Genomic DNA, 23,656 nt, shown 5'->3' with positions numbered 1-23,656 from the left:
TCATATGCTGTTTAACCAGCGTCTGATATCGGCGGGTAAGGCGAGAGTCAATCCCGCCAACAGATAGGTTGAAATCATTCTGCAAAGTAATAACAGGTATCACGATAAATGTGTAGATACCTATGCCCTTATAGCGATACCCTTAATGTCTGCGGTGGTGCGTTCCTTCGGCACCGCCGGTCTTACGACGCCGGCAAGAATTACCCCAAAGCCGCAGGGAGTACCGTTAAAGCGCTTCCACTAAGACACACTCTTCCACCACCAGCGCCATGTCTTCCGACCACTGGCCGGCGCGGGTGAAAAATGCCCGGTGCGCGTCGCGCCAGTAAGCCAGGCTGAGATCGCCTTCGCCTTCTTTGGCCGCCATTGCCGCCGTCACATCGCAAAAACGCACCAGGCGCAGGGCGGTGGTGCGGATAACCGCCAGCGGACGCTCGCGGCCGTCAAGGATCACGCTGTAATCACCAATGCGCGGCGAGGCTGCATCTTGCCGATAGGCCTCCAGCGCGCTGCAGGTGGCAGTTTTTATCCCGCCTGCGACCAGCGCGCCCAATTCGTCGGCCATGTCCGCGCTGTCGCCGAATGCCCAGAATGCGGCGCCCGGATACTTTGTCGCAAGCGCTGCATTTTCCTTTACGTTATTTTCCATAAGCTATGTCTCGTTAATCCCTGCCCGCAGCGGCGGGGGCAAGGTCGTTAGTGAATGAAACCGTTGGCTACATCATAGGCTGCGCGGCGCGGTTTTTCAGAGGGCTAGATCGCCGCCGGCGGCTACGCAACCGTTTTCCTCCCAGTAGACCCATGCTATGCTCTACGCCGGTTAGTCAGGCCGCACAGTCTGTCAGCAATACCGACATTATGATCACAGGAGCACGACGCGTATGCAATCCCACCTCGCCACGGCAAAGATAGCCATTGTCATGGGCTCTCAAAGCGATTGGAGCACCCTGCAATTTGCCGCGGAAATTCTCACCGCGCTGCACGTTCCGTTTGATGCGGAAATCGTCTCGGCGCACCGTACGCCGGACAAGTTATTCAGCTTCGCTGAGCAGGCGGCAGCCAACGGTTATGCGGTGATTATTGCCGGCGCGGGCGGCGCGGCGCATCTGCCGGGTATGCTGGCGGCCAAAACGCTGGTGCCGGTGTTGGGTGTGCCGGTGCAAAGCGCGGCGCTAAGCGGCGTGGACAGCCTGTATTCTATCGTACAAATGCCGCGCGGCATCCCGGTCGGCACGCTGGCCATCGGCAAAGCCGGCGCCGCCAACGCCGCCCTGTTGGCCGCCCAGATTTTAGCGCTGCATGATACCGCGCTGGCCGGACGTCTGAGCCAGTGGCGCCAACAGCAAACCGATGAGGTGCTAAGCCATTCCGATCCGAGGGAACAGGCATGAAACCGGTCTGCGTACTGGGCAACGGTCAGTTAGGCCGTATGCTGCGGCAAGCCGGCGAGCCGCTGGGTATCGCGGTTTTCCCGGTCGGTCTCGATGCCGAACCCGCCTCCGTCCCGTTCCAGCAAAGCGTGATCACCGCCGAAATCGAGCGCTGGCCGGAAACCGCCCTCACCCGCGAACTGGCGCGTCACAATGGCTTTGTCAACCGTGATATTTTTCCCCGGCTGGCCGACCGGTTAACGCAAAAGCAGCTGCTGGATCAGTTGCGCCTGGCGACCGCCCCCTGGGAACCGCTGACCGGCGCCGCCCAATGGCCGGAGGTGTTTGTTTCCTTCGGCAGTCTGGCGATTGTCAAACGCCGGGTGGGCGGCTATGACGGTCGCGGGCAATGGCGGCTTCATCCGGGTGACGAGGCCGCCCTGCCTCAGGACTGCTACGGCACCTGCAGGGGATCGCCTTTGACGGCGAAGTGTCGCTGGTGGGCGCCCGTTCCGCTGACGGCGCTCAGGTCTTTTACCCGCTGACCCATAATTTCCATCAGGATGGCATTCTGCGCGCCAGCGTCGCGTTTCCCACCCCGGATAGCGGCCTGCAACGGCAGGCGGAAACGATGCTCGGCGCTATCCTGCACGAACTGGACTATGTCGGCGTGATGGCGATGGAGTGTTTTATCGTCGGCGATCGGCTGCTCATCAATGAACTGGCGCCGCGGGTGCATAACAGCGGCCACTGGACGCAAAATGGCGCCTCCATCAGTCAATTTGAGCTGCATTTGCGCGCCATTCTGGGGCTGCCGCTGCCGGCGCCGGTCGTCAGCGCGCCCGCGGTGATGGTGAACGTGATTGGCAGCGACGTGAACATCGACTGGCTGGCGGACCCGCTGGTCCGTTTGCATTGGTATGAAAAAGAGGTCCGCGCCGGGCGCAAGGTCGGGCACCTGAACCTGTGCCATCCCGATAGCGCGGCGCTCAGCCGCAGTCTGCAGCAGTTGATGACGCTATTGCCGGCGGATTATGAAAACGGCATCCGCTGGGCGCGACACAGGCTGACAGACTGATGATGGCTCCGCCGGGCAGGGCTACCCAGCGGCCTTGCTTAGGCTTTCACCGCCTGTAGCGCCGCGTTAAGCGTGGCGCTCGGGCACATGGTTTTACTGGCCAGCGCCGGATTCGGGTGGTAATAGCCGCCGATATCCACCGCGTGGCCCTGCACCTGATTCAGCTCCGCCACAATCTTCTGCTCATTGTCTGCCAGGGTTCGGGCAAGCGCGGTAAACTGCTGCTGCAGCGCCGGATCGTCGTTTTGCTCCGCCAGCGCCTGCGCCCAGAACAGCGCCAGATAAAAATGACTGCCGCGGTTGTCCAGCTCGCCGGTTTTGCGGGACGGCGATTTGTTGGCGTCGAGGAATTTGCCGGTGGCCTGATCCAGCGTTTTCGCCAGCACTTTCGCTTTGCTGTTGCTGCCCGCGATACCGACATGCTCCAGCGAAGCGGCCAGCGCCAGGAATTCCCCCAGCGAGTCCCAACGCAGGTGGTTTTCCTGCACAAACTGCTGCACGTGTTTCGGCGCGGAGCCGCCGGCGCCGGTTTCAAACAGCCCGCCGCCGGCCATCAGCGGTACGATTGACAGCATTTTGGCGCTGGTCCCCAACTCCATAATCGGGAACAGATCCGTCAAATAATCGCGCAACACGTTACCGGTTACCGAGATGGTGTCCTTGCCCGCGCGAATACGATCAATGGAGAACTGCGTCGCCTCCACCGGCGACATGATGCGGATATCGAGCCCGTGGGTATCGAAGTCCTGCAGATAACGCTGCACTTTCTCAATCATGCGCGCATCGTGTGCACGGGCCGGATCGAGCCAGAACACCGCCGGCGTATTGGATTCACGGGCGCGATTGACCGCCAGCTTCACCCAATCCTGAATCGGCGCATCTTTGGCCTGGCACATACGCCAAATATCCCCCGCCTCGACCGGATGCGTCAGCAGCACATTACCCGCTTCATCGGCGACTTGCACCACGCCGTCGGCCGGGATCTGGAAGGTCTTGTCATGGGAGCCGTATTCTTCAGCCTTTTGCGCCATCAAACCGACGTTCGGCACGCTGCCCATAGTTGTAGGATCGAAGGCGCCATGCCGTTTGCAATCCTCAATCACGACCTGATAAACGCCGGCATAGCAGCGATCGGGAATAATGGCTTTAGTATCATGCAGCTGGCCGTCGGGCCCCCACATCTTGCCGGAATCGCGGATCATCGCCGGCATTGAGGCGTCCACGATCACATCGCTTGGCACATGCAAATTGGTGATACCTTTGTCGGAATTCACCATCGCCAGCGGCGGACGCTCGGTATACAGCGCATCGATGGCCTGTGTGATTTCCGCCTGTTCTTGGGCCGGCAATGCGTTGATTTTGGCGTACAAATCGCCGATACCGTTGTTGGCGTCAAAGCCCAGCGTTTTCAGTTTGTCGTTATAGCGGGCCAGCACGTCTTGATAAAATTCCGACACCACAATACCGAACATAATCGGATCGGACACTTTCATCATGGTGGCTTTTAAATGCAGCGATAGCAGAACGCCCTGCCGTTTGGCATCGGCAATCTGCTGCGCGATAAAGCTGCTCAGGGCTTTTTTGCTCATGACCGCGGCGTCGATGATTTCGCCGCGGTTGACCGCGGTTTTGGCTTTCAGCACTTGCTTGGCGCCATCGCGGCCGATAAGCGTGATACTCACGCTGCCGTCGCGTTCAATCAGCGCGGATTTCTCACTGCCGTAGAAATCCCCCTCTTGCATATGAGCGACGTGGGAAAGGGATGACGACGCCCATGCCCCCATGCGATGCGGGTGCTTACGGGCATAATTCTTCACCGACATCGGCGCGCGGCGATCGGAGTTACCTTCGCGCAACACCGGGTTGACCGCGCTGCCTTTGATTTTGTCATAGCGGGCCTTGGCCTCTTTTTCCGCGTCGGATTTCGGCTCGTCGGCATAATCCGGCACCGCATAACCCTGCGCCTGCAGCTCTTTAATGGCGGCCTTCAATTGCGGCAGCGACGCGCTGATATTCGGCAGTTTAATGATATTGGCTTGCGGCGTGATTGCCAGTTGGCCCAGTTCCGCCAAATGGTCCGACAGACGCTGATCCGATGGCAGATATTCCGGGAAATTGGCGAGGATACGCCCTGCCAGGGAAATATCACGGGTCTCGACGGCGATCCCCAGGGATTGGGTGAAGGCACGAATAATGGGCAACAGCGAGTAAGTCGCCAGCGCCGGGGCTTCATCAGTGAGCGTATAGATAATCTTGGACGTGGTAGTCATTTATTACGTTAACTCCTCTCTCTCATAGCGATTGCAACTATCTGAAGAGTGCCGAACCGTTGCGTTCACCGTTGACACCCATTGGGAGCATCAGCGGAAACGCGGGTTTTCCGGATAACACTTCCTGGTGCTAAGTGGGCAGAGTGAATCTGCGAAGTGGCGGAGATCGCTGGCTGATAACCTCTGCGTAATTGGCGGACCTATTTACATTGTAGTGTGACGCCAGGCCGTTACTGTGCAGCAGCGGTCCGGGCCCTGTCAACCCGGTTGTCACTCTGCTGATTATTTTTTGTTGCGATAATGTTCCCATAGTGTAAACGCCTAGCCAAAATCCTGACCCAGTCGCCCTCTTCTCTGCACCAGACGGGCGCCAAGCAGGGTGCCGAGCAGCGACAAGACCAGCATACCGCCAAGCGGCAGCGCCCACCAAAGATAAGGATCGGGTCTGGCGGGAAAATCGAACACCCGCCACTGTAGCAGCATCAGCGCCGCCTCGGCGCCGATGGCGGCGACCGCCCCTGCGACCAATCCCAGTAAGGCGAATTCATTCCACAATGTCGCGCGCAGCAACTTGCGGCTGGCGCCCAATGTCCGGTAAACCACCAATTCCTGCTGACGCTGGCGCATGCCGACCTGCACCTGCGCCATCAGCAGCAGCCCGCCGCACAGCAGCACCAATATCACCATAATTTCCAGCGCCCGGCTGACCTGTTGCAACACCTGGCTTATCTGCTGCAGCATCGCGCCGATATCCAGCAGGCTTAACGTAGGAAATTGGCGCGTCAACTGGGTTACCCATTGCTCGTTACCGTGGTAGCGAAAACTGGTCAGCCAGGTTTGCGGCTGCCCGTCCAGTCCCCCCGGCGGAAAGATGAAGAAAAAATTCGGCCGCAGGCTTTCCCAATCCACTTTCCGCAGACTGGACACCGTGGCGCTAAAGGATTGGGTGTCGCCGGTGAAGGTCAAGCGATCGCCGATGCCGACGCCCAGATCGTTCGCCACGCCCTGTTCCATCGAAACCTCTCCCGCGCGCGGCGGCCAGCGGCCCGCCACCAGCGGGTTATGATCGGGCAACGCGCCCAGCCAGGTCAGGTTAAGCTCCCGGTTGACCGTGGGACCGCCCGGACTGTCTGGTTTGATTATGTCGGTGGCGCTGCGATCATTAATGGCGGTCAGCCGGGCGCGCACCACCGGGTAAAACACGCCGGGCGCCACGCCGCCCTGCTGTAAAAAGTGTTGTACCGGTTCCACCTGCTCGCCGGTCATATTCAGCAGGAAATAGTTGGGGCTTTCCGGCGGCAATTGCTGTTGCCAGCGCTCTAGCAGATCGCCGCGCATCACTAACAGCAGGCCGAGCAACATAAACGACAGGGAAAACGCCGCCAATTGACTTTGCGTCACCCAAGGCTGACGCAGTAAACGATTGACCGCCAACCGCAGGGTCAGACGGCGCAGCGTCAGCCGCCGCAATAGCAGCAACGCGCCCCACCCTACCCCTGCCAGCACCAGCGCCAGCACCGCCATTCCGGCCACCAACGACCAGACTAACGGGCTAGGACCCACCAGCCACAACAGTAATCCCAACAGTAACGACAGCACCGCCGGCAGGTAATAGCGCAGCGGCCAGACGGCGGATAACGTATCGCGGCGCAGTACCCGCAGCGGGCGAGTGGCCAGCAGTTGGCGGTAAGGACGCAACCCCACCAACAACGAGATCACCACCAATGATCCTAACGACCACAGCCAGGGCCACACACCGGCGGGCGGTAGCTTATCCGGCAACACCGGCGCCAGAAGTTTTATCAGCAATGCCTCGAACGCCAGGCCGATAACGGCGCCGCTTATGGCCGAGAATACCAGTAGCGCCAGCCACTGGCCGATGATGATGAACTTTAACAACGAACGCCGGCCGGCGCCCAGGGTTTTCAGCACCGCCACCAACTCGGCGCGGCTGCGGCAATAGTGGCCCATCGCCACCGTCACCGCCGCCACCGACAACAACAAGGTGAGCAGCGCCGACAGCAGCAGAAAATACTGCGAACGTTCCATGGAACGGTTCAGGGCGCCGCTCGATTCATCCCGGCTGTACCAGCGCTGATCGGCTTTCAACTGCGGCGTCAGCCAGTCCTCGAAGCGTTGCAGTGGCTCGGGTCCGCCGGCGAACATATAACGCCAGGTGACCCGGCCGCCAGGCTGGACGGCGCCGGTTTTCTCCACGTCGGCGGTATTGATGATAATGCCCGGGGCGGTTTGAAACGGGTTAAACCCACTGTCCGGTTCGCGCAGCACTTCGCCCGCCACCCGCAGCGTCGCGTCGCCCACCTCCAGGGAATCGCCCATTTTCAGCCCCAGCAGGGCCAGCAGCCGCGGCGCCACCAGAACCTCTCCCGCTGCCGGGCGCAGATTGGCCGGTCGGGTCAGCAAGGCGCCATACAGCGGGTAATTGCCGTCGGCGGCCTTGACCCGGGCCAGTTGCGCCGCGTCGCCGGCAAAGGTCATGGTCATAAACGTCAATTGCCGGCTGAACGTCAGTCCGTCGGCGGCGGCCTGGGACAGCCAACGTTCATCCACCGGCCGCGCCGCGCGCAGCACCCGATCGCCGGCCAAGAAATCGCGGCTTTGCCGGTTTAGCCCTTTTTCCATCCGATCGCTCAGCGTTCCGAGCGCCAGCACGCAGGCTACCGACAAGGTCAGCGCCAACCAGACGATTAACATGGAAGGGGTCCGCCATTCGCGCCAGAACCAGCGTGCTATCATGCCACTTCCTCCAACCGGCCGTCCTGCAGACGCAGTCGGCGTTCACAGCGCGCGGCCAGTTGTCGGTCGTGCGTGACCAAAATCAGGGTAGTGGCGAAATCCCGGTTCAGGCTAAACAGCTCGTCGGCGATGCGATCGCCGGTGGTACGGTCCAGATTGCCGGTCGGTTCGTCGGCGAACAGGATCTGCGGCCGGCCGCTGAAGGCGCGCGCCAGCGCCACCCGCTGCTGCTCGCCGCCGGAGAGTTGCGCCGGCAAATGGGACAAGCGCTGTCCCAGTCCCAGCTGCGTTAACAGGGCCACCGCCTGTTCGCGGCTTTGGCGCTCTCCCTCGCCTCTGAGCAGCGCCGGCAACTGCACGTTCTCCAGCGCCGTCAAGGTGGGTACCAGCATGAACGACTGAAAGTCGAAGCCGATATGGCGGGCGCGCAGCGCGGCGCGGCGCGGCGTTCTTCATTCAGCGCCGTCAGATCGTGCCCCAGCAAATGCACGGCGCCGTCGCTCCCGTCGTCGAGACCGGCCAGGATCCCAAGCAGCGTCGATTTACCGGAACCGGACTCGCCAATCAGCGCTATTGTTTGCGCGGGTTTGACAACCAGCTCAACTCCGGTAAGGATGGAGATATGGTGTTCACCCTGACCGACGTGCTTACTAAGATGATGAACTTCAAGAACGTTTTCCGCTGGCATTTCCCTTTCCTTATTTTGTTGAGTCTGGTGAGCGTACGGGCGCTGGCCGCCGATACGCTTTTGGTTCTGGGCGACAGTCTCAGCGCCGGTTACCGGATGCCCGCCGCGCGCGCCTGGCCCGCGCTGCTGGCCGCGCGCTGGCAGCAGGACGGTAATGCCATCAATGTGGTCAACGCCAGCATCAGCGGGGATACCGCCACCCAGGGCGTAGCCCGCCTGCCGGCGCTGCTGCGCGAGCATAAGCCACGCTGGGTGGTCATCGAGCTGGGCGGGAATGATGGTCTGCGCGGTTTCCCACCGCCGCAGATAGAACAAGATTTGACCAAAGCGATTACCTTAAGCCAACAGGCGGGCGCGCAGCCGCTACTGATGCAGATTCGCCTGCCGCCGAATTACGGCAAGCGCTATACGGAAACCTTCAGCGCCATGTATCCCAGCCTGGCGAGCCGGTTTTCCGTTCCTTTAATACCGTTTTTTATGGAGCAAATCTATCTGCGGCCGGAGTGGATGCAGGATGACGGCATTCATCCCAACCCGGACGCACAACCTTTCATCGCGCAATGGATGGCGGACCGCCTGCTGCCTTTACTTAAACATGAATCATAGGCAAGGAGAGCGAAAGTTGGGTAAAGTTATGCAAAAAGCCGTGCTAATTACCGGTTGCTCCAGCGGCATCGGCCTGGCGGCAGCCCGCTATTTGCGCGCGCGCGACTACCGGGTATTGGCCGCCTGCCGTCAGGCCCGGGACGCGGCGCGGCTGACGGCGGAGGGTTTTGAGGCGCTGACGCTGGATTTGGACAACCCCGCAAGCGTTGACGCCGCCGCCGATGAGGTGCTGCGGCTGACCGGCAGCCGGCTGTACGGGCTGTTCAACAATGCCGGTTACGGCATGTACGGTGCGCTGGCGACCCTCAGTCGTCGCCAGTTGGAGCAGCAATTTTCCGCCAATCTGTTCGGCATTCATCAATTGACCCAGCGGCTGCTGCCTGCCATGGTACCTCATGGCGAGGGGCGGATTATACAGACCAGCTCGGTCATGGGGCTTATTTGCATGCCGGGCCGGGGTGCCTATGCCGCCTCCAAATTCGCCCTGGAGGCGTGGTCGGACACGTTACGCATGGAGTTACACGGCAGCGGCGTGCAGGTCAGCCTGATTGAACCGGGTCCGATCGCCACGTCTTTTAGCACGAACCTGACCCATACCCGGACGGATCAGCGGGTGACCAACCCCGGCATCGCCCGGCGATTTACCCTGCCGCCGGAAGCCGTGTTGCCGAAATTGCGCCATGCGCTAGAAAGTCCCCGGGCCAGATTACGTTATCCGGTTACCCTGGTGGCGCACGCTATGACGTGGTTGCGTCGCTGCCTGCCCGGGCGCTGGCTGGATAGGCTTTTACGCGGCAAACATTGAAGCGCGGCATCGCCGCCCCCATGTATTGCCAAAACCATTGAGAGAAATTGCATGTTAAACGCCACGGTAGTTGAAATTAACGAAACCAACCTGCAGCAAACGCTGGAGCAATCGATGCAGGTACCGGTGCTGTTCTATTTCTGGTCTCAGCGCAGCCCGCACTGCGAGCAATTGACGCCGGTGCTGGATAAGCTGGCGCAAGAATACGCCGGGCAATTTGTGCTGGCGAAGGTTGATTGCGACGAACAGCAGCATGTCGCCGCCCAATTTGGGCTGCGTGCCATTCCCACCGTGTATTTGTTCAAAGATGGGCAGCCGCTGGACGGTTTTCAGGGGCCGCAGCCGGAAGACGCGGTGCGCGAATTGTTGACCCGCGCGCTGCCGGATCCGGCCGAGCTGCAATTACAAGAGGCCACGGCGCTGGTACAGGCGGGGGACTTCGCCGGGGCGCTGCCGCTTTTGAAAGCGTTATGGCAGGAACCCAAGCCCGCCAGCGAGGCCGGTCTGCTGCTGGCGGAAACCTATTTGCAGTTGAATCGTCCCGACGATGCGCAAGCTGTGTTGGACCAGTTCCCGCTGCAGGATAAAGACACCCGTTACCAGGGCCTGCTGGCGCAAATCGAACTGCTGCGTCAGGCGGCGGACACGCCAGAAATTCAACAATTGCAGCAGCAGGTGCAAAATGCGCCGCACGATGCCGCGCTGGCGGTGCAGTTGGCCCTGCAGCTTCATCAGGTAGGCCGTAATGAGGAAGCGCTGGCGCTGTTGATGGGGCATTTGAAAACCGATCTTGGCGCCGCCGGTGGCGAAGCGCGTAAAATATTGATGGATATTTTGGCGGCACTGGGCACCGGCGACGCCTTGGCGGGCAAATACCGTCGCCAACTCTACTCCCTGTTGTATTGATTCTTTGTGCAAGGCAGGCGCGCCGGCGGGATCGCCTGCCTTTTTCTGCCGCTTTTGCCCGCCACCGGCGGCCAAAAGCGCAAAGAACGCGCCCGACGCTCTGTCACCGTTATGATCCCGCCCCTTTTATTGCGCGAATCACTGTAACCTTGCGCGCTTTGTTGTATCTTCTCTTTAACGACACGCGACTCGCCGCAAGGGGCACGCTGGCGGCCCGCTGCGTTATTCTCTGGAAATGAAAAGGAGCTTTCACCTATGTTAATGGTCATTCCCGTACTGGTCGTGCTCGCCCTTATCGTCGCCGCCGCGGGTATTAAGATAGTGCCGCAGGGCTACCAATGGACGGTGGAGCGATTTGGTCGCTTTACCCAGGCGCTGACGCCCGGTCTGAATCTGGTGGTGCCGTTTATGGACCGCATCGGCCGTAAAATCAATATGATGGAACAGGTGCTGGATATCCCCTCTCAGGAAATTATCTCAAAGGATAACGCCAACGTCACTATCGACGCCGTCTGCTTTATCCAGGTGGTCGATGCCGCGCGCGCGGCGTATGAAGTCAGTAATCTCGAGCAGGCGATCCTCAACCTGACCATGACCAATATCCGCACCGTGCTCGGCGCCATGGAGCTGGACGAAATGCTGTCCCAGCGCGACAGCATCAACGTCCGGCTGCTGCAAATCGTCGACGAGGCGACCAATCCCTGGGGCATTAAAGTCACCCGCGTCGAGATCCGCGATGTGCGGCCGCCGGCGGAGATGATTGCGGCGATGAATGCCCAGATGAAAGCGGAGCGTACCAAGCGCGCCGATATTCTGGAGGCGGAGGGGGTGCGCCAGTCGGCCATCCTGCGCGCGGAAGGGGACAAACAATCGCAGATCTTGAAAGCCGAAGGCGAGCGGCAGTCGGCGTTCTTGCAGGCCGAGGCCCGTGAGCGCGCCGCCGAAGCGGAAGCGCGGGCCACGCAGATGGTCTCCGAGGCGATCGCTGCCGGTAATATTCAGGCGGTCAATTACTTCGTGGCGCAGAAATACACCGACGCGCTGCAAAAAATCGGCTCCGCCAACAACAGTAAAGTCATTATGATGCCGCTGGACGCCAGTAATCTGCTGGGTGCCATTGGCGGGATTGCTGAACTGATTAATGAGAGTAAATCCGGCCGGAGCAAGGGATGATGCTGGTGGCAATAGCGGAACACCCGCACAATTTCTGGCTGATCCTGGGCGGCCTGCTGCTGGCGCTGGAAATGCTGGGCGCAAGCGGGTTTCTGCTGTGGAGCGGTATTGCCGCGCTGCTGGTGGGATTGTTGACGTGGCTGGTGCCGCTTGGCTGGGAGTGGCAGGGCGCGACCTTTGCCGTGCTCACCGTCGGTTCGGCCTGGCTGTGGTGGTATCGCCTGCGCGCCGCCGATAGCGGGCGTCCGGCCTCGACGTTAAATCAGCGCGGTCAGCAGCTCATCGGGCTACGCACGCGCCTATCTGAGCCCGTAAGCAACGGTTTCGGCCGCCTGCGCGTAGGCGACAGCACCTGGCGCGTCCAGGCCGACGAGGATCTGCCGGCAGGCACCTGGGTGGAGGTGTACGCCACGGAGGGAATTACCCTGCGCGTGCGGCGCACCGTGCAAGAATAGCGGCAGCTGGCCTGACGGTTACGCCAGCGGCGCGGCCTAATGCGGTGACTCGGTGAGGTGCGCGCGATCGCAACAGCCCGCCAGATTGTCGATGATGGGGCAGTCAGCGCCCTGATCCCCCGGACAACTGTCCGCCAGCGCCAACAGATGCTGACGCATCTGCGTTAATTCGGCGATGTGCGTCTCAATTTCTTGCACCTTGTTAAGCGTACGGCGTTTCACGTCGGCGCTGTGACGGCCGGGGTCGTTAAACAGCGCCACCAATTCCCGGCACTCCTCAAGGGTAAAACCCACCTGTCGCGCCTGGCGCAGCAGCGTCAGTTCTTCCAGATGGCGCTCGTTATAGCTGCGATAACCGTTTTCCCGGCGCAGCGGTGGCGATACCAATCCCTTCTGTTCATAGAAGCGGATCGCCTTGGGGGTGAGCCCGGTTTTTTTTGCCACACTACTGATGTTCATCATTGTCCCCCAAACATAGCCGTCAAGGCCGGCTAATTAACCGTCGGACCGCCGAAGATCGCTTCAGCGGCCGCCGCGCCCTGCCCCTTTGTGAGCGACGGCACCGGGATCTCTGCTTGTCACGGTACCTGCGCCCGCATCGACATTGAGCCTGTCACCGTCTCTGCGCCTGCGCCAACATTGTCATTGTTCCCTTTCCCTATCACTGTATCAGCACCGGCAGCTGATTGTCCCGGTGCCTTTACCGCTAAGGGCATGCGCACCGGCATCGACTAATGTAGCGCATCGCAATGCGCTAACACCCACGCCCGCCGCCATGTGACTGGACGGCAAGCGGCACGCCTTCTCCTGTTGCGGCCTGCTCGAGGACGCGGCCGGTGAGTCCCGCCACCGCCCTCCCTCAACGGACAGCGGCATTCGCGCGGCCGGGATCCCCGGCCATCGCATTGCCCACGCCGGGTTAAGCGTGCCACGGGGTCAACGATGACCGCCGGCGGCGGGATAGCGCGCCGCGTTGACCTGTTCACTGGCATAAAAATCTACGCATTCAGCCAAGCCATCGGGCGGGATAGTAAACGTCACCCCCATCTGTAAGTGCGGATAAATGTCCCGCCCGGGATCGTTGCTATTAAATTCGAGATGCGCCTGTTCGCTCATCAGCCGGCGCGTCGTCTGGCGCACCGTCAGACAGGCGTTTTCCGGGTGATACAACAGCTCCACGGCGGTGGAAATGCCCCCCAGTACAAAATGATCGATAAACGCATTAGGAAAAGAGGCCAACCCCTGATGAACGTCGGCGAAACCGCTTTGACTGCCCAGTTCAACCAACGCCGCCCGTTGCGGCGGCGTCAGTTTTTGATAAAGCCCGTTGGTGACGTCGGTAATTTCCCCCTCGGTCATACGGCTGACGCCATCATAGAGGGGCCGTCCATCAATAATACTGCCATTGCTCAAACGCCACATATCGATTAACAACCGATGCGGCGCCGTATTACCCATCGCCATGTGACTATCGTTCGCCAGTAAATCACGCACGGTTTGGCTGATGTGCTGTTTTACGTCTGGGTGCTGCGTCACTTGCTGTAGATAATAGACCGCCAAAGCGGAAACCGGTGAGTGATCCGGGTCGATATTATCCAGCGATTTGACGCAGGTATCGCCAATATAAAAATTGACGCCGTGATAATGGTTTTCCCTGATGTGAAATAATGCCTTGTCATCGTCCTTCGCTAACGCTTTCAGATTATTAAACGCATTTATCGCGGTATAAAGAGGGGTTAATTTGGCTTCATCGCCCGGGGTTTCGGGCGGATTATCGCTGTGGATCAAGCGATAGAGATTGTCGAGGGCTTCCGATTTATTATAAGGACGAAAAAAATCTTTAATACGATCCCAAATACCCAGGTGTGTGGCATAGTCTTTGTCCGAACTAAGCAGGCGGCCAATGCGAGAGGTTTTGATTGCCAACGATCGCTGACCAATATCGACCTGCAGTGATAATGACATAACGAATTCCTTATCATCCTTTATGTTGAAGTAATAATGACGCGATGTGATGCTGCATTCGCGTCGACACCGACCACAAATGCCACTACACCGTCACGGTCATTGGACCTTTGTCCAGGATCACCGCGGGGAGAGCGAAAGAGTAACCGGCTTATTCGCACCGGCAGGTATCAACGTCCTGGTGCAGGGACCTACCCGCTTAACCGTCATGGTCACAGGGTCGTTGGACTATATTCTCTTAGCCGCGAAACGGGATCGGGTTATTACCGCATATCACCGCCCCACGCCTCTGCGCCGCAGCGGGCTTCCCGCCGCACGCTGCTGTGCGCCCTGGCACAACATTGTGTATTTTCGACCATTAACACTTGACCTTCCCCCGACGGCAAGGTCTAGGCTGGTTGTCATAGCATGACCGGCAAAACGATCTGCTTGCGGTAAACGCGCCAGTGATAGCCGGCCGCAGACCCCTTTTATCGGAGGAGAAAACCATGTCGACGACGACGGAATTAGCGTTGCAGGATTTGACCTGTAACCATTGCATCAATCGGGTGAAACAAGCATTGGAAACGGTAACGGGCGTCACCGGCGCCGAAGTGACTCTGGACAGAGCCCGCGTCACCGGTAACGCCACCGTCGGCGAACTGATCGCGGCGGTACAGCAGGCCGGCTATCAGGCGCGCCAATTTGAGGTGACCGCTGCCCCAAAACTGCGCCGCTGACGGACCCTAGCGAAGCGCCGGAACTCCCGGCAGCGGCGAAAACATTTCCGGCGCAGACCATTGCGCCACCGGCAGACGCCCCTAGGTTGTCGTCGGCGGATGAGAGCCTGCATCTGCTTATCGACGGCATGAGCTGCGCCAGTTGCGTGACGCGAGTTGAACGCGCGTTGGCGGGCGTTGCCGGCGTGAGTCGAGCGCGGGTCAATCTGGCCGAACGCAGCGCGCTGGTGATGGGGACACCGGCTCCGCAGGCGCTCATTGCTGCCGTGCAGCAGGCCGGCTATGGCGCCGAGGTGATCCAGGATGAAGACGCGCGCCGTCAGCGCCAGCAGCAAACCGCTGCACGGGCGATGCGGCGCTTTAGCTGGCAATCGGCGCTGGCGCTGGCGCTCGGCGTACCGTTGATGGTCTGGGGGCTATTGGGCGGCAGCATGGCGCTGACGCCCGCCACCCGCCTGCCCTGGCTGGCGGTCGGGCTGCTGACGCTGGCGGTTATGGTCGTCGCCGGCGGTCACTTTTACCGCAGCGCCGTGACCAGCCTACGCAACGGCAGCGCCACGATGGATACCCTGTTGGCGCTCGGTACCGGCGCCGCCTGGCTGTATTCCATCAGCGTCGTGTTTTGGCCGCAGGCCTTCCCCGCCATGGCCCGACATCTGTATTTTGAAGCCAGCGCGATGATTATCGGCTTAATCAATCTTGGCCACGCGCTGGAACAGCGCGCGCGTCAGCATGCGTCAGGGGCACTGGCGCGGTTGCTTAGCCTGACGCCGCCCAACGCTCGGGTGGTGATGGATGGCGGTGAGCAATTGATGCCGCTGGCGCACGTCGTGCCCGGTATGACGCTGCGCCTGGTCAGCGGCGACCGGGTGCCGGTGGACGGCGATATCGTCCAGGGCGAGGTCTGGCTGGATGAGTCAATGCTGACCGGCGAGCCGGCGGCGCGGCACAAACAGGCCGGCGATCGCGTCCATGCCGGGACGGTGGTGGCGGACGGCAGCGTGTTGTTCACCGCCCAGGCCACCGGTAATCAAACTACGCTTGCCAGAATCATCCGGCTGGTGCGGCAAGCGCAAAGCAGCAAACCCGCCATCGGCCAGTTGGCCGACCGGATTTCGGCGGTGTTTGTGCCCGTCGTGGTGGCTATTGCGCTGGCGAGCGCCGCTATCTGGTTTGTGTTCGGGCCTGAACCCCGCATTGCCTATACGCTGGTTATCGCCACCACGGTGCTCATCATTGCCTGCCCCTGCGCGCTGGGTTTGGCGACGCCGATGTCCATTATCGCGGGCGTCGGGCGCGCGGCGGAATTCGGCGTGCTGGTTTGCGACGCCGACGCGTTGCAGCAAGCAACCCACATCGATACGCTGGTGTTCGATAAGACCGGCACGCTAACCGAAGGTCGGCCCCGGGTCGTGGCTATCGAACCCTTTAACGGCTGGGATAACCGGCGTGCGCTCGCGCTCGCCGCGGCTATCGAACAGGGCTCCGCCCATCCGCTGGCGCAGGCGATTCGCGCGCGCGCGCAGGAGGACGATCACGCTCAAACGCCGCCTCAGCCGGAACAATTCCGCACCTTGCGCGGTCTTGGCGTCAGCGCGCGTCTGGCACAGCAGCAGGTTCTGCTTGGCAACGACGCGTTGCTGACGCAGCACGGGGTGGACACCGAGGCGGGCGCAGGACGGCTGCGCTATTGGGCGCAACAGGGCGCGACGCCGGTATTGCTGGCGGTGGACGGTCAACTGGCGGCGCTGTTCGCGGTGCATGACCCGATTCGCAGCGACAGCGGCGAAGCGCTGGAACGTCTACGGGCGGCTGGCTATCAGCTGGTCATGTTGACCGGCGATAACGCCGACACCGCCCGGACGGTCGCCGCCCGCCTCGGCATCGACCGGGTCATGGCCGGCGTTCTGCCCGATGGAAAAGCGGCGGCCATTGTCTCGTTACAGCGCCAGGGCCATCGGGTGGCGATGATTGGCGATGGTATCAATGATGCGCCGGCGTTGGCGCAGGCGGAAGTCGGCATCGCCATGGGCAGCGGCAGCGATATCGCGATCGAAACCGCCGCTATCACCTTGATGCGTTCCAGCCTGCACGGCGTCGCCGACGCGTTGGCGTTGGCCAACGCCACGCTACGTAATATGAAACAAAATTTGCTCGGTGCGTTCTTTTATAACGTGCTGGGTATTCCCATTGCCGCCGGGATCTTGTTTCCTTTTACCGGCACGCTACTCAGCCCGGTGGTGGCGGGCGCGGCGATGGCGCTTTCCTCCATTACGGTGGTGAGTAACGCCAACCGGCTGATACGCTTTACGCCGTCATCCGCCCGCACCGACCCGCAGAGAACGCCGGCGGCGGCAGATTCCTGACCGCCCGCCCGTCGCTTCATGCTACCCTTAGCCAACGAAAAGCACCGGAGCGATAGGCATGAGAACTGTATTACGGCGCCTGGCGAGTCTGTTGGGCGCGTTAACGCCGGCGGCGTTTCCCTGGCCGGGCATGGATGTCAGCCTGACATCGGGGCGACAATTTCATCTGGTGGGCAGCATCCATATGGGAACTGCAGCGATGGCCCCCCTGCCCGCGCGTCTGCTGGCGCGCCTTGAGCAGGCTCAGGCGCTGATCGTGGAGGCGGACATCACCGTCAGCCCGCCGCTGACACACGCCGGCGAGGCACAAGCGCCGTTGGCGGACCGGCTTAGCGCAGCGCATTATGATCACGTGCGTCAGTTGAGCGAAGAATACCATTTCGATCTCGCGGCGCTCGACGCCCTGCCCGCCTGGCATGTCGCGCTATTGCTGCAATCTCGTCAGGCGGAGCGGCTGGGCCTGCGCGCCGATTACGGCATCGATTATCAGTTAATCCAGGCCGCACGCGCCAATGACCAACCGATTATTGAACTGGAAGGACCGGAGGAACAGCTGGGGCTACTGCGCAAATTGCCGGATCACGGCGCGGCGCTGCTGGCCGACACGCTGACACATTGGCACACTAATGCGCGCCTGTTGCAGGTGATGATCGGCTGGTGGCTTGAGAGCCGGCCGGTGGACGTGCGCCAGGCGTTCCCCGCCACCTTCAGTCAGGATCTCTACCGCTATTTGATGACCGACCGCAATCATCGCTGGAAATCCACGCTGCAACAGCTGCCGCCGGGCGCTTACGTGGTGGCGGTCGGCGCCTTGCATCTCTATGGCGCGGATAACCTACCGGGACTGCTGCGGCAATGAACACCCTCGGGGAACATTTACCCGCCGCCGCGCTTGCGCTACTCTGAACGCCTGAACTTTTGTTTGCAGGATCCCGTCATGACACCCGCGGTCACCTTACTGGAAAAACACCGTATTCCTTTTACACTGCACGCCTATGAGCACGATGCCAATGAAATCCATTTCGGCGAGGAGGCGGTACAGAAATTGGGGCTTAGCGCCGATCGGGTCTATAAAACGTTATTGGTTTCTCTCAACGGCGAAATGCGGCAGCTGGCGGTGGCGGTCACCCCGGTTTCGCTGCAGTTGGATTTAAAGAAAGTCGCGCGCGCTTTGGGCGCCAAAAAAGCGGAAATGGCCGATGCGCAGCTGGCGCAGAAGACCACCGGCTATCTGGTGGGCGGCATCAGCCCGCTGGGGCAGAAAAAACGCCTGCCGACGGTCATTGATGCACCGGCGCAGGGCTTCCCCACCATTTTTATTTCGGGCGGCAAACGCGGTCTGGATATCGAGCTGGCGCCGGCGGACTTACAACAGTCGCTAAGTGCCGTGTTTGCCGACATTGCCAAACGCGAGGGTTAACCACGGCCGCTCCCTTTCAGGCGTGAGCGGCGTCCATCACCGCCGCTTATGCCTCGCCACCGCCTGCTAAACGCGCAAAAATGCGCCATTTTGTGCTTACTGCGCCTGAAGAGCGGTCTTTTTGCCGGTCGTAGCGAAATTTTATTGCGCTGCGCGCGCGGCGGCAACGCAAAATTCGGCCGCGGCATTAGGCCGGCCGGCAGGCGGCGTCGTTTGATTTGCCTCGCGAAATAGCGCGTTACCGTTTTTTCCTTCATTTCATTTTATTTGTCAATTTTAAGTAAAAAAACGTTCACTCACAGGCAAGATCCCCTAAACTGAATATGTAACACTTTGTATCAACCGATGACAGAGGAGTCCTGATGCATCATGCCACGCCGCTCATCAATACCATTGTAGGAGGGCTCGTCCTGGCATTTTTGCTGGGGATAGCAGCAAATCGGTTGCGTATCTCTCCTCTGGTGGGCTATCTGGCCGCCGGCGTGCTGGTAGGCCCCTTTACCCCCGGCTTTGTCGCCGATACCTCATTGGCGCCGGAACTGGCGGAATTGGGCGTGATCTTGCTGATGTTCGGCGTCGGGCTACATTTCTCCTTGAAAGATCTCATGGCGGTAAAGCACATCGCCATCCCGGGGGCCATCGCGCAAATTGCGGTGGCGACGCTGCTGGGCATGGTGTTTTCCTCGGTCATGGGCTGGACGTTGCTCAACGGCCTGGTGTTCGGCCTGTGCTTGTCAACCGCGAGTACCGTAGTGCTATTGCGCGCCCTGGAAGAACGGCAGCTGATTGACAGCCGCCGCGGCCAAATCGCCATCGGCTGGCTTATCGTCGAGGATTTGGTCATGGTGCTGACGCTGGTGCTGCTGCTCTCGGTACCCAGGGCTCCGGCAGCGCACAGCTTTGGCGCGAGCTGGCGCTGACCATCGGCAAAGTGGTCGCCTTTATCACCCTGATGATTGTCGTGGGCCGCCGGCTGGTACCCTGGGTACTGGCCAGGAGCGCCAGCACCGGCTCTCGTGAATTGTTTACCCTCGCCGTGCTGGCGCTGGCGCTCGGGATTGCCTTCGGCGCGGTGGAGCTCTTCGGCGTCTCCTTTGCGCTCGGCGCCTTTTTCGCCGGCGTGGTGCTAAACGAGTCCGAGCTCAGCCACCGCGCCGCGCACGACACGCTGCCGCTGCGCGACGCCTTTGCCGTTTTGTTTTTTGTCTCGGTGGGGATGCTGTTCGACCCGACCATTCTGCTGCGGGAGCCGTTGGCGGTGCTGGCGACCCTGGCCATCATTTTGCTGGGCAAATCGGCTGCGGCCTTTGCGCTGGTGAAATTGTTCGGGCTGTCGCTGCGCACCTCATTAACCATCGCCGTCAGCCTGGCCCAAATCGGCGAATTCGCGTTTATTCTCGCCGGCCTGGGCATCGCGCTCGATATGCTGTCCGAACAAGGACGCCATTTGGTACTGGCGGGCGCCATTTTGTCGATAATGATTAATCCGCTGATGTTCGCCCTATTGGAACGCTATTTGGCGCGTTACGACAATGAAAACGACACCAGCGAACCGCAGCAGGAAGAGAATGCCCCCCTGCCGCCGTCGGTATGCCACCATGCGTTGTTGGTGGGCTACGGTCGCGTGGGTAGCCTTATCGGGGCGAAATTGTTGCAGGCGGGGGTGCCGATGGTGGTGGTGGAAAACACCCGTGCCCGCGTGGATGCACTGCGCGACCAGGGCGTGAACGTGGTGCTCGGTAATGCGGCCCGCGCCGAGATCATGGCGTTGGCGCGGCTGGATACCGCGCGCTGGCTGCTGGTGACCATTCCCAACGGCTTTGAGGCGGGAGAAATTGTCGCGCTGGCGCGCGAACAATACCCGGATTTAAAGATTATCGTTCGCGCGCACTACGACGATGAGGTGGATTACATCACCGAACGCGGTGCCACACAGGTCGTGATGGGCGAACGGGAAATCGCCAACAGTATGATAGCCCTGCTTAATCAGGAAATGGAGCTGGCGCCGCCACAGCCTTCCTGCGCGGTCTAAGGAATGGCGCGGCCGCAGGCGACGTGAGGGTTAGCGCAGCACCGCCGCCACCCGCTAGCGCAACATAGCCACATGCGCCGCCGCAACCCCGCGGGGAACGGCCCAGGCTTCATCGGCGGCAGAGGCGACGTGAGGCTTAGCGCAGCGCCGCCGTCACCCACTGGCGCAACATAGCCACATGCGCCGCCGCAACCCCGGGGAACGGCCCAGGCTCCATCGGCAGCAGGCAACGTGAGGTTAGCGCAGCGCCACCGTCACCCGCTGGCGCAACATAGCCACATGCGCCGCCGCAACCACGGGGAACGGCCCAGGCCTCTTCGGCCGCAGGCAACGTGAGGTTAGCGCAGCGCCGCCGTCACCAACTGGCGCAACATAGCCACATGCGCCGCATCATCGTTCAGCGCCGGGATGTAATGGAAGGTACTACCGCCGGCATGTTCAAATATTTCCCGGTTTTGCACCTGGATTTCTTCCAGTGTTTCCAGACAATCAGCGGCAAAGCCGGGGCATATCACCTGCACATGCGGCACGCCGGCAGAAGGCAGGCTTTTCATTGTTTCATCGGTGGCGGGCAGCAGCCAGGGATCGCGGCCGAAACGCGACTGGAAGGTCATCATGACCTGCTCTGGCGGGTAATCCAGCGCCGCGGCCAGGGCTTGACGGGTAACGTCACACCGCTGCGGGTAATCGTCACCCTCTTCGGCGTAACGCTGCGGTATGCCGTGGAATGAAATAACCAACCGATCCGGCCTGCCGTGCTGGGCAAACGCGTGCTCAACGCTTGCGGCTAACGCGGCGATATAGGCCGGGTGCGCCGCATAATCGCGGATAAAACTTATCGACGGTAACCGGCGATAACCGGTGAGAATTCGCGCCACCGCATCCCAAATCGCGGCGCTGGTGGAGCAGGAATATTGCGGATATAGCGGCAGAATCACCAGTCGGGTGATGTCTTGCGCGAGCAGGCGCGCGATGGCCTGCGGCAGCGCCGGCTGACCATAGCTCATCGCCAGCTCTACAGCGACATCAGGCAAGCTGGCGGCCAGCGCCTGCTGCTGGCGACGGCTGTAAACCAGCAGCGGCGATCCGTCGTCCATCCAGACACTCTGATACAGCTTTGCTACCCGCGGTGAACGCAGCGGCAGGATAACGCCGTACAATAGCGGTAGCCATAGCGCCCGCGGCGTATCCACCACGCGCTTGTCGCTGAGGAATTCGGCCAAGTAACGCTTGACCGCCCGCGGAGTGGGGGCTTCCGGAGTCCCCAAATTGACCATCAATACGCCGTATTTTTCCTGGCTCATTGCCGTTTCCTTATCGGTTCGTCGCCGGCGCTAACCCCATGAATTTATCAGGGTTAAACGCATTGTCGGAGAGGGTATTGTAGCGGAAAAGCGGCTTTTGAGAATGGTTATCATCCATTATCATTGCAATAGGTGATGTCTGAGGGGGGCGGCGCCAAAGACGGAGCGCCAACGCTGAGATATAATGCCCGCAATGCTATTCGGCGCCCATGCTCAGCGTTAACGCCCGCAATGCAATTTAGCGCCCATGCGCAGGGTTAACGCCCGCAATGCACTTCAGCGCCCATGCGCAGGGTAAACGCCCGCAATGCAATTTAGCGCCCATGCGCAGGGTTAACGCCCACAATGCACTTCAGCGCCCATCCTCAGGGTCAACGCCCGCAATGCAATTCTGCACTTATGTTCAGGTATATTAGCGATAAAATCTGGCGCCAGCTCAGGTATCGCGCCGGCGATAAGATGAGATGTAGCGCCGGCGCTCGGCTGTCACATCTGCGGTCAGAATCCTCGATTGCGAAAGCGGGCATAAACACGGGGGGAGCGTCCGGTTAAGCATGGCTGCGGTCAATCCTGGTCCTGAACGGAGCGTACTGACAGCCTGCGCCCAGTAATAAGCCCGGGCGCAGCTGCTTGCGGCAGCGAAGTTACGGCACTCAATCAGCCGAGGATGGCGGCCAGTTCGGCGCTGACTTCGCTCACGTTGCGGGTGCCGTCGAGGGTGAAATAACGGGTATTGCCGGCATCCGCTTCTTTACGATAATAGTCGATAAGCGGCGCGGTTTGCTGATGGTACTCCACCAGACGCTTGCGTACGGTGTCTTCCTGATCATCCTTGCGGGTGGTCAGCGGCTCGCCGGTCACGTCATCCTTGCCTTCTTGCTTGGGCGGATTGAATTTCACGTGATAAACCCGCCCTGAAGACGCATGCACCCGGCGGCCGACAATACGGTCGATGATAAGGCTATCCGGTACCGCGAACTCCAGCACATAATCCACCGCGATATCCGCCTCTTTCATGGCGTCCGCCTGAGGAAGAGTACGGGGGAACCCATCCAGCAAAAAGCCGTTGCGGCAATCGTCTTGTTTAATGCGTTCTTTGACCAGCGCGATGACCAGTTCATCGGTCACCAGCTTGCCGGCATCCATGAGGGCTTTGGCCTGTTTGCCGAGCTCGGACTGCGCTTTCACCGCGGCACGTAGCATATCGCCGGTGGAAATCTGCGGAATGCCGTACTTCTCCATGATAAATTGTGCCTGAGTGCCTTTACCAGCGCCCGGAGCGCCCAGCAGAATGATACGCATTGCGTCAATCCCCTTGCTAATCCAAAAGTATTTTAAAAACTGAAAAAAAAACGATAAACCATACCACTACCGGCACGCATTCCTCAAGCAACCGGTATCGTTGACGGCGCTTGTCCGCGGCTTTCGGATTTGCCTGAGGGAAACGACCTATTGCTGGCGTCCCGATCATAACGCAAAACCGTTTTGGCGGCGCGGGAATATCATGGCGCGAGGAAATGTTTTCGCATCCGGCGGCAAGAAAGACCTCCCCGCCGCTGCGCGCAAGAAACGGCAGCCCCCAATTCGGGGCATAGGTATCTACACATCAGGGAGGAGGCTTAAGAGCAACTCTCGCTAAATGAGTAAGTTCTTCCAGACTATATTCCGATAATAATTTTAGTGTATTCAACAAGATGGATAGGCCAGCGAGCAGAGCAGGAGCGCTCTCTCTGCGGCCTCGC

General features: G+C 60.4%; 15 protein-coding genes and 4 pseudogenes. 11 read left to right on the top strand and 8 right to left on the bottom strand.

Translation table 11 applies throughout. The annotated features are described in order from the left end of the window. Positions 1-226: 226 nt before the first annotated feature. A complete protein-coding gene (locus CINSTRO3249_RS02335) occupies positions 227-649 on the bottom strand; it encodes an ASCH domain-containing protein (protein ID WP_074012014.1) in 423 nt (140 codons plus the stop codon). A 232-nt stretch (positions 650-881) separates the two neighbouring features. Here CINSTRO3249_RS02335 and purE point away from each other — a divergent pair, with 232 nt between their 5' ends. Continuing rightward, positions 882-1,391 carry a 5-(carboxyamino)imidazole ribonucleotide mutase gene (gene purE, locus CINSTRO3249_RS02330; protein ID WP_074012013.1) on the top strand — a complete coding sequence of 170 codons (510 nt, stop codon included), beginning with the start codon at positions 882-884 and terminating at the stop codon, positions 1,389-1,391. Continuing rightward, positions 1,388-2,448 (top strand): annotated as a pseudogene (gene purK, locus CINSTRO3249_RS02325) (5-(carboxyamino)imidazole ribonucleotide synthase). Before purE ends, purK begins: the two are co-directional and overlap by 4 nt. A gap of 38 nt (positions 2,449-2,486) precedes the next feature. Here purK and CINSTRO3249_RS02320 read toward each other — a convergent pair. The 3 genes and pseudogenes from CINSTRO3249_RS02320 to ybbA form a co-directional block, all read right to left on the bottom strand. Further along, the gene (locus CINSTRO3249_RS02320; protein WP_074012012.1) at positions 2,487-4,718 is read right to left on the bottom strand and encodes an NADP-dependent isocitrate dehydrogenase; all 2,232 of its coding nucleotides are present in this window, start codon (positions 4,716-4,718) and stop codon (positions 2,487-2,489) included. 321 nt (positions 4,719-5,039) lie between these two features. After that, positions 5,040-7,475 carry a putative ABC transporter permease subunit YbbP gene (gene ybbP, locus CINSTRO3249_RS02315; RefSeq protein WP_074012011.1) on the bottom strand — a complete coding sequence of 812 codons (2,436 nt, stop codon included), beginning with the start codon at positions 7,473-7,475 and terminating at the stop codon, positions 5,040-5,042. Beyond that, positions 7,472-8,163, bottom strand: a pseudogene (gene ybbA, locus CINSTRO3249_RS16170) (putative ABC transporter ATP-binding protein YbbA). Before ybbA ends, ybbP begins: the two are co-directional and overlap by 4 nt. Here ybbA and tesA point away from each other — a divergent pair. The 5 genes from tesA (at position 8,134) to CINSTRO3249_RS02285 (ending at position 12,108) form a co-directional block, all read left to right on the top strand. Then, positions 8,134-8,769, top strand: a complete 636-nt coding sequence (tesA, locus tag CINSTRO3249_RS02305) for a multifunctional acyl-CoA thioesterase I/protease I/lysophospholipase L1 (RefSeq protein ID WP_174249715.1) — start codon at positions 8,134-8,136, stop codon at positions 8,767-8,769. The pseudogene ybbA and the gene tesA overlap by 30 nt on opposite strands. A gap of 28 nt (positions 8,770-8,797) precedes the next feature. After that, positions 8,798-9,574 carry an SDR family oxidoreductase gene (locus tag CINSTRO3249_RS02300; RefSeq protein WP_074012009.1) on the top strand — a complete coding sequence of 259 codons (777 nt, stop codon included), beginning with the start codon at positions 8,798-8,800 and terminating at the stop codon, positions 9,572-9,574. Between the two features lie 51 nt (positions 9,575-9,625). After that, on the top strand, positions 9,626-10,480 hold the full coding sequence (locus CINSTRO3249_RS02295) for a co-chaperone YbbN (protein ID WP_074012008.1): 855 nt from the start codon (positions 9,626-9,628) through the stop codon (positions 10,478-10,480). A 255-nt stretch (positions 10,481-10,735) separates the two neighbouring features. Then, positions 10,736-11,653 (top strand): SPFH domain-containing protein, encoded by a 918-nt coding sequence (locus CINSTRO3249_RS02290; protein WP_074012007.1) that lies wholly within the window; start codon positions 10,736-10,738, stop codon positions 11,651-11,653. Continuing rightward, positions 11,650-12,108 carry an NfeD family protein gene (locus tag CINSTRO3249_RS02285; RefSeq protein WP_074012006.1) on the top strand — a complete coding sequence of 153 codons (459 nt, stop codon included), beginning with the start codon at positions 11,650-11,652 and terminating at the stop codon, positions 12,106-12,108. Before CINSTRO3249_RS02290 ends, CINSTRO3249_RS02285 begins: the two co-directional genes overlap by 4 nt. 36 nt (positions 12,109-12,144) lie before the next feature. Here CINSTRO3249_RS02285 and cueR read toward each other — a convergent pair whose 3' ends face one another. After that, positions 12,145-12,567: a Cu(I)-responsive transcriptional regulator gene (gene cueR, locus CINSTRO3249_RS02280; protein ID WP_074012015.1), complete on the bottom strand. Its 423-nt coding sequence runs from the start codon at positions 12,565-12,567 to the stop codon at positions 12,145-12,147. A gap of 477 nt (positions 12,568-13,044) precedes the next feature. Further along, positions 13,045-14,073, bottom strand: a complete 1,029-nt coding sequence (locus CINSTRO3249_RS02275; protein WP_074012005.1) for a hypothetical protein — start codon at positions 14,071-14,073, stop codon at positions 13,045-13,047. Positions 14,074-14,561: 488 nt separating this feature from the next. Here CINSTRO3249_RS02275 and copA point away from each other — a divergent pair. From copA to ybaL, 4 genes and pseudogenes are all read left to right on the top strand, one after another. Continuing rightward, positions 14,562-17,158: pseudogene (gene copA / locus CINSTRO3249_RS02265) on the top strand (copper-exporting P-type ATPase CopA). Between the two features lie 58 nt (positions 17,159-17,216). Beyond that, on the top strand, positions 17,217-18,017 hold the full coding sequence (locus tag CINSTRO3249_RS02260) for a TraB/GumN family protein (protein ID WP_074012002.1): 801 nt from the start codon (positions 17,217-17,219) through the stop codon (positions 18,015-18,017). A gap of 78 nt (positions 18,018-18,095) precedes the next feature. Further along, positions 18,096-18,578, top strand: a complete 483-nt coding sequence (ybaK, locus tag CINSTRO3249_RS02255; protein ID WP_074012001.1) for a Cys-tRNA(Pro)/Cys-tRNA(Cys) deacylase YbaK — start codon at positions 18,096-18,098, stop codon at positions 18,576-18,578. Positions 18,579-18,940: 362 nt separating this feature from the next. Next, positions 18,941-20,610, top strand: a pseudogene (gene ybaL, locus CINSTRO3249_RS02245) (YbaL family putative K(+) efflux transporter). 338 nt (positions 20,611-20,948) lie between these two features. Here ybaL and hemH read toward each other — a convergent pair. Continuing rightward, positions 20,949-21,914: a ferrochelatase gene (gene hemH / locus CINSTRO3249_RS02235; protein WP_074011998.1), complete on the bottom strand. Its 966-nt coding sequence runs from the start codon at positions 21,912-21,914 to the stop codon at positions 20,949-20,951. A gap of 657 nt (positions 21,915-22,571) precedes the next feature. Further along, a complete protein-coding gene (gene adk, locus CINSTRO3249_RS02230; RefSeq protein WP_074011997.1) occupies positions 22,572-23,216 on the bottom strand; it encodes an adenylate kinase in 645 nt (214 codons plus the stop codon). Positions 23,217-23,656: the final 440 nt, after the last annotated feature.

Origin of the sequence: Candidatus Sodalis sp. SoCistrobi (assembly GCF_900143145.1) — a bacterium.
Taxonomy (GTDB): Bacteria; Pseudomonadota; Gammaproteobacteria; order Enterobacterales; family Enterobacteriaceae; genus SoCistrobi.
Note: the sequence above shows the minus strand (reverse complement) of the source record. Positions and strands in the feature narration are given on the sequence as shown.

Excerpts from the sequence above, each read along its gene's own strand:
- CINSTRO3249_RS02335 (WP_074012014.1), bottom strand. The coding sequence starts at position 649 with ATGGAAAATAACGTAAAGGAAAATGCAGCGCTTGCGACAAAGTATCCG.
- purE (WP_074012013.1), top strand. The coding sequence starts at position 882 with ATGCAATCCCACCTCGCCACGGCAAAGATAGCCATTGTCATGGGCTCT.
- CINSTRO3249_RS02320 (WP_074012012.1), bottom strand. The coding sequence starts at position 4,718 with ATGACTACCACGTCCAAGATTATCTATACGCTCACTGATGAAGCCCCG.
- ybbP (WP_074012011.1), bottom strand. The coding sequence starts at position 7,475 with ATGATAGCACGCTGGTTCTGGCGCGAATGGCGGACCCCTTCCATGTTA.
- tesA (WP_174249715.1), top strand. The coding sequence starts at position 8,134 with ATGAACTTCAAGAACGTTTTCCGCTGGCATTTCCCTTTCCTTATTTTG.
- CINSTRO3249_RS02300 (WP_074012009.1), top strand. The coding sequence starts at position 8,798 with ATGCAAAAAGCCGTGCTAATTACCGGTTGCTCCAGCGGCATCGGCCTG.
- CINSTRO3249_RS02295 (WP_074012008.1), top strand. The coding sequence starts at position 9,626 with ATGTTAAACGCCACGGTAGTTGAAATTAACGAAACCAACCTGCAGCAA.
- CINSTRO3249_RS02290 (WP_074012007.1), top strand. The coding sequence starts at position 10,736 with ATGTTAATGGTCATTCCCGTACTGGTCGTGCTCGCCCTTATCGTCGCC.
- CINSTRO3249_RS02285 (WP_074012006.1), top strand. The coding sequence starts at position 11,650 with ATGATGCTGGTGGCAATAGCGGAACACCCGCACAATTTCTGGCTGATC.
- cueR (WP_074012015.1), bottom strand. The coding sequence starts at position 12,567 with ATGAACATCAGTAGTGTGGCAAAAAAAACCGGGCTCACCCCCAAGGCG.
- CINSTRO3249_RS02275 (WP_074012005.1), bottom strand. The coding sequence starts at position 14,073 with ATGTCATTATCACTGCAGGTCGATATTGGTCAGCGATCGTTGGCAATC.
- CINSTRO3249_RS02260 (WP_074012002.1), top strand. The coding sequence starts at position 17,217 with ATGAGAACTGTATTACGGCGCCTGGCGAGTCTGTTGGGCGCGTTAACG.
- ybaK (WP_074012001.1), top strand. The coding sequence starts at position 18,096 with ATGACACCCGCGGTCACCTTACTGGAAAAACACCGTATTCCTTTTACA.
- hemH (WP_074011998.1), bottom strand. The coding sequence starts at position 21,914 with ATGAGCCAGGAAAAATACGGCGTATTGATGGTCAATTTGGGGACTCCG.
- adk (WP_074011997.1), bottom strand. The coding sequence starts at position 23,216 with ATGCGTATCATTCTGCTGGGCGCTCCGGGCGCTGGTAAAGGCACTCAG.